At 56.5% G+C, this 5,645-nt stretch carries 6 protein-coding genes; 1 reads left to right on the top strand and 5 read right to left on the bottom strand.

The genetic code is table 11. The annotated features are described in order from the left end of the window. Positions 1 to 49: 49 nt before the first annotated feature. From EI185_RS17615 to EI185_RS17605, 3 genes are all read right to left on the bottom strand, one after another. Positions 50 to 1,237, bottom strand: a complete 1,188-nt coding sequence (locus EI185_RS17615; RefSeq protein WP_124706446.1) for a type II secretion system F family protein — start codon at positions 1,235 to 1,237, stop codon at positions 50 to 52. A 6-nt stretch (positions 1,238 to 1,243) separates the two neighbouring features. After that, a complete protein-coding gene (gene gspG / locus EI185_RS17610; protein WP_124706445.1) occupies positions 1,244 to 1,672 on the bottom strand; it encodes a type II secretion system major pseudopilin GspG in 429 nt (142 codons plus the stop codon). Between the two features lie 152 nt (positions 1,673 to 1,824). After that, a complete protein-coding gene (locus tag EI185_RS17605; protein ID WP_370685782.1) occupies positions 1,825 to 2,490 on the bottom strand; it encodes a DUF1223 domain-containing protein in 666 nt (221 codons plus the stop codon). A gap of 393 nt (positions 2,491 to 2,883) precedes the next feature. On the opposite strand from EI185_RS17605, the gene ypfJ reads away from it, so the two are divergent. Next, positions 2,884 to 3,756, top strand: coding sequence for a KPN_02809 family neutral zinc metallopeptidase (ypfJ, locus tag EI185_RS17600; protein WP_124706443.1), 873 nt, complete (start codon positions 2,884 to 2,886; stop codon positions 3,754 to 3,756). A 183-nt stretch (positions 3,757 to 3,939) separates the two neighbouring features. Here the strand turns inward: ypfJ and EI185_RS18495 are convergent, their stop codons facing one another. Then, entirely contained in the window at positions 3,940 to 5,058 is a 1,119-nt protein-coding gene (locus EI185_RS18495) for an amino acid racemase (protein WP_275937727.1), read from the bottom strand. 85 nt (positions 5,059 to 5,143) lie between these two features. Then, entirely contained in the window at positions 5,144 to 5,491 is a 348-nt protein-coding gene (locus EI185_RS17585) for a GFA family protein (RefSeq protein WP_124706441.1), read from the bottom strand. Between the last annotated feature and the right edge of the window lie 154 nt (positions 5,492 to 5,645).

The raw sequence follows: 5,645 nt of genomic DNA, 5'->3' as shown, positions 1-5,645 counted from the left end.
GGTTCGGATGCGGCCGTGGGCGGCAGCAGTGTCAGGGTCGGGTTAGCGCTCACTGGATGCTCCCGGCCAGGTCGAAGATCGGCATGTACATCAACACCACGATGCCGCCGATGATCACGCCGATCACCGCCATCAGGATCGGCTCGAACAGGCGCGTGAACCAGTCCACCCAGCGCGCCATTTCTTCATCGTAAAAACCGGCGATGCGCTCCATCATTTCGCCCATGCGCCCGGTACGCTCGCCCACGCGCAGCATGCGCAGGCTGACCGGCGTGGTGAGATGGTGCGCTTCCATGGCCTGCGAGGTCGGCTTGCCCTCGCGGATGTCGGTGGTGGCGCGTTGCAGCAGGCCGCGCAGCGTCGGGTGCAGCAGGCCTTCCACCATCTCCAGCGCGGTGACGACCGGGATGCCGCCGTTCAAGAGCATGCCCACGGTGCGATAAAAGCGCGCCAGCTGGTACACGCGCATGCGTTCGCCCAGCGCCGGGATGCGCCACAGCTTCAGTCCCACCCAGCGCCGCGTGGCAGGCAGGCGCGCCAGATAAATGCCCAGCCCCAGCATGCCCAGCACGGCCATGCCGATTTGCGGCGCGTGGCCTTCCATGAATACGCCACACTGGATCAACAGCCGCGACATCAGTGGAATGTGGCCGCCCATATCGTCGAAGATGCGGCTGAATTTGGGGACCACATAGCCCATCAGGAACAGCGTCACCAGGCCGCCGACACTGACCAGCATGACCGGGTAGATCAGCGCCGACACCAGCTTCTTTTTGACGATGTCGAGCTGGGTCTGGTAGGCAATGTAGCGCGCCAGCGCTTCCGACAGGTTGCCGGTGCGCTCGGCGGCGCGCACCGAGGCAATGTAGAGCGCCGGAAACGACAGCGGAAATTGTTCCAGCGCCTGCGACAGGGTGCGGCCTTCGTACAGCAGCGCAATCACCTGGCCGATCGCGCGCTTCACTTCCGGGCGGTGTTCCTTTTCTGCGAGGGTCTCGACCGCCTCGACCAGGGGCAGGCCGGCATCGAGCAGGGCGAGCAGTTCCTGGCTGAACAGCACCAGCGGAAAGCGCGCGTGGCGGGGCGAGAACAGCGCCAGGCTGGTGTGCGCGGCTACGGCGAGCACGGTATAGCCTTGCAGTTCGGCCTGGCGGGTGGCGTCGACCGGGTTCGCGGCATCGAAGGACAAGGCCGTCAGGCCTTCACCGGCGCGCATGGCTTTTACGCTGAAACGCATGCCGGGTTACCAGTTGGTGAGGTCGGCGTTTTCACCGGTGCCGCCGGCCTGACCATCCTTGCCCAGCGACAGCAGATCGTAGTCGCCGTGCTCGCCGGGGTTTTTGTACAGATAGGGCCGTCCCCACGGGTCGGGCGGCACGGCTTTGGCCAGGTAGGGGCCATCCCATTTCAGTTCGTTGGAGGGCTTGGTCACCAGCGCCGCCAGGCCTTGTTCGGTGGTGGGATAGTGGCCGGTGTCGAGGCGGTATTGATCCAGCGCCTTGCCGAGTGAATCGATCTGATCCTTGGTGGCTTTGACTTCCGATTTGCCGATCTGGGCGAAATACTTGGGGGCGACATAGCCCACCAGCAATCCGATAATGACCATGACCACCAGCAATTCCAGCAGCGTGAAGCCGCGCTGCGCGGGCTGGGTTTGTTTGACTTGCGACATCCAGCGTCCTTTGATTGACAGGGCTAACAGTTGAGACGGCTTATGCTGGCTGTCAATTGTGACGCTAGTATTACCGTCGTGATTTTTATGAAGGCTCGCTATCGGACCAGTCAGACGTAAGGCGCTTGTATCCCGCAGTCCATGGCGACAAATCATCCCGCACACCACGGAAGCCGAATTGCCTGCAAAATCTCGCCAGTGGTCGGATCCTGAGCGAACGCCACCAGGCCCATCTTTGCCGCTACCCATTCCGGGCTAAGTCGCACGGATAGTTGCCATGTGACGCGCCCATCGCGATCCATCGATAGCGGGCCATACCATTCGCGTACCACGCTGTCGTGATGTAACTGCCGGCCCTGATTTTCTCCGGCCTTGATTTTGGATTGCAGATTGTTTTCATACAGGGCGACATAGAGCGCCACCCCGCTGCGTGCTCTGGCATTCGCAGTGACCTGCAATTCATTCGAATCGGATGGAGACAGTGTTAACGTGATCCATGCATGTGCCGGTTGTCTGTTGATTTCGCCGACGGCACGTGAAAATGAATCGCTTCCCCACGCACGAAAATCCTTGCCGTTCAGCATTACCTGTGGGGTATAGACGATAGCCGAGTGATTCAGCCGGACCATTTCCCTTTGCCGGGTTGAAAATTTCGATTGCGCAAAGCGATCCTTCCACCCTATGTAGTCCCAATAGTTCACATGCAATGCGAGTGGAATAACACGCTCGCTGCTTGAGTGATCGGCCGTCAGGCCGCTTAGCCAGCGATCCGCCGGCGGGCAGCTGCTACATCCTTCCGAGGTATACAGCTCTACCAAAGGGATTGGCCAGGAACCGCTGGAAACCGAGCACTGCGCGGCGGCAAGTTGGCCGGAAAAGCAAAAAAGCGTTACCAGTACGCAGAAGCGCTGTGCAAAAAAAATTGTTTGTCGAAAGTGTATTGCCGCTAGCGTCATGGGTAGGCTCCGGGATTCCACGTGTAGAAATGCAATGGGTAAAACATTTCCAAGGTTCACCATCCGCTTCCTTGCCGGATATTTGATTGAGTAGAGTTGGCGGCAGATTTCTTACAAGAAACAATCTGCGAGCTTGAATCAACGCGGAGAACTATTCCGGATAGATTGGGCGGAGAAATCCGGCTGGCAAGAAAACGATTCGGCATCGGTAATGATATGCTGCCGTACCCGGACATGATTATTGGAATAACGACCATGCGTCTTGATGATGAGCGCGAAAGCGAAAATATTGGGGATCGCCGCGGCGATGGTGCCGGAGGCGGTTTCAGGATTGGCGGGGGCGGGTTAGGAATCGGTGGTATTTTGCTGGTGCTGGTGGTGAGCTATTTCACTGGATTCAGCCCATCCACGCTGCTTGGCCTGGTGCCTGACAACGGTCAATCGACTACGCAATCAGTAGCGTCGCACAAGCCTGCTGCCAATGATGAAATGGCCACCTTCGTCTCGAAAGTGCTCGCCGATACCGAAGACACCTGGCAACAAATTTTTCGCGAGTCAGGGCGTCAATATCACGACCCGAAACTGGTGCTATTCACCGGGTCAACACCCACCGCGTGCGGTACCGGCAGCGCTGCCATGGGTCCGTTTTACTGTGCGCTCGATCAGAAAGTTTATATCGATCTGGCGTTCTATCAAGACCTGAAGGATCGCTTCCAAGCGCCGGGAGATTTTGCCGAGGCCTACGTCATTGCCCATGAGGTCGGCCACCACGTGCAGAATCTGCTCGGCATCTCCGGCAAGGTTCATGCGGCGCAGGAACACGCAGCCAGCGAAGCACAGGCGAATGCACTCTCAGTACGGCTGGAATTACAGGCGGATTGTTTTGCGGGGGTATGGGGAAATCATGCCGATAAAATGCGGCACATTATCGAACCGGGAGAAATCCAGGAGGCGCTCACCGCAGCTTCCGCCATTGGTGACGACAGGTTGCAGCAACAGTCCCGTGGCTACGTTACCCCAGAAACCTTTACCCACGGCACCTCGGAACAACGTGTGAAATGGTTCACGCGCGGTATCGAAACGGGCGATCCGAAGCAGTGCAATACATTCGGGAAGCAGAGTTTATAAGCTTGGGAGGTTTTTCTACAGAGTCAACGTCAAAGAAAGGGGCTGCGCGCTTTGCGCAGTCCAACTTGAGGGTATGGGTCACACACAACCCACATCAGATGCCGGATATACGACTGCACGCAATTCCAACCAGCCAAATGTATCGATCAGTTTTCTTGATTTTGGGAGAGTCCATATGTAGGGTTAGAGGTAATGTGCATATGCCCTCGTAACCTTGCCATCTTGGTTGAAATGAAACACCTCTGCGGATGGGCCACGGACACCATTGTAGTAGAGGGTGATGCTGTTAACGCCGACAAGCGTGGCCACCAATTCAAAATGAAGATTCGGAACCGATTGAAGAGCTTTAGCCCAATAGGAACCCACAGCTTTTTTGCCCTTTAATGTTCCTGACTGCTCACCGACCACCTTAATGATTACAGGTGACGACAATTCAAAATCATCAGTGTAATGAGACAGAATTCGATCAAGGTCATGCTTGTTCCATGAGGCTATCCAATCAGCCGCAAAATGGTCAGCAAATGCCTTGTCGATCATAATTACCCCTAACGCAAAATCGAGGAGCTGCGCTCTTTTGCGCAGTCCCTCTCGAATGATGGGTTGGGCGTCATTAGGCAAGCGCTTCTTCTGCCGCAGCCCGCGCGTGAATGGCCGTGGTGTCAAACAGCGGAACCCTGGAATCTTGCTGGCTGACGAGAAGGGATATTTCTGTGCACCCAAGAATAATGCCTTCTGCGCCTTGTGATGCCAGACTTCCATGATCCGCCGATACTCGCTACGTGAATCGGGCAAGACAACCCCAAGGCACAGTTCTTCGTAAATGATGCGGTGGATAGTATCGCGGTCTTCCGCGTTAGGGACAATTACTTGAAGCCCGTGACGGTCGCTCAAGCGGTCGCGGTAGAAGGCCTCTTCCATCGTGAACCGTGTGCCGAGCAGGCCGACAGTGGAGTGGCCGGCTTGTTTGATTTCTGCAGCGGTTGGATCGGCAATGTGAAGCAGTGGAATGGTGACAGCCGCCTCGATGCTCGGGGCCACTTTGTGCATGGTGTTTGTGCATAAGACCAAAAAATCCGAACCCGCCGCTTCGAGCGAACGCGCTGCTTCGGACAACATGGTTCCAGCCGCCGTCCAATCGCCAGCGTGCTGTAGTCGCTCGACATCATGGAAATCGATGCTGTACAGAACGATTTTCGCCGAGTGCAGCCCACCCAGGCGCTCCTTGATAGTTTCATTGATCTGTCGATAGTACGGGACAGTTGACTCCCAACTCATGCCGCCGATTAGGCCGATGATCTTCAAGAATACCCTCCGGTAATGAATGGTGACGCCCAACGTGCGACTAAGAGGCGCGCCCCGCTTGAGCGCAGGGTTGGGCGTCGGGTACTCAAAGGCTGCGCCCGTCAAAATGCCCCACCTTGATAGGTGACAAGTCGACACCATCCAGGCAACGGGCGTTAATAGCAACCATGTAGTTACCAGAAGGCGCTATACCTTCGCTATATGGCGCACACCCGCATTTTGGGCAGTAGCGATGTTTAATGGTGTGCTTGTTGAATGTGTATGTGCCCATGCCGTCCTCGGGGCTGAGCAAACGAAAATTCTCGCGGGTAATAAACCAGTGAAGCGAACCACGCTTACTACAAATTGAGCAATTGCACTCCATGATTTTCTCTAGATTTCCTTCGGCTTCGAACGCGACCTGCCCACAGTGGCAGCTACCTTTGTATATCATTGGATCGCTCCTTTCGATGATTTTGTTTCAGGCCCCTGGTATTCCAGTGGCCCCGATTGTCTGACGCCCAACGAATGAAAGGGACTTCCCCGTCCCGAGGCAGCGGAGAAGTTTCCGCGAACGGCAACCAGTGCCATGATGGAATTTCGATCAT

The sequence above is a fragment of the Sulfuriferula multivorans genome (assembly GCF_003851125.1).
GTDB lineage: Bacteria > Pseudomonadota > Gammaproteobacteria > Burkholderiales > Sulfuriferulaceae > Sulfuriferula > Sulfuriferula multivorans.
This window is presented reverse-complemented; position numbering and strand designations above follow the sequence as displayed.

Coding starts and splice junctions, on each gene's coding strand:
- ypfJ (WP_124706443.1), top strand. CDS start 2,884: ATGCGTCTTGATGATGAGCGCGAAAGCGAAAATATTGGGGATCGCCGC.
- EI185_RS17585 (WP_124706441.1), bottom strand. CDS start 5,491: ATGATATACAAAGGTAGCTGCCACTGTGGGCAGGTCGCGTTCGAAGCC.
- EI185_RS17615 (WP_124706446.1), bottom strand. CDS start 1,237: ATGCGTTTCAGCGTAAAAGCCATGCGCGCCGGTGAAGGCCTGACGGCC.
- gspG (WP_124706445.1), bottom strand. CDS start 1,672: ATGTCGCAAGTCAAACAAACCCAGCCCGCGCAGCGCGGCTTCACGCTG.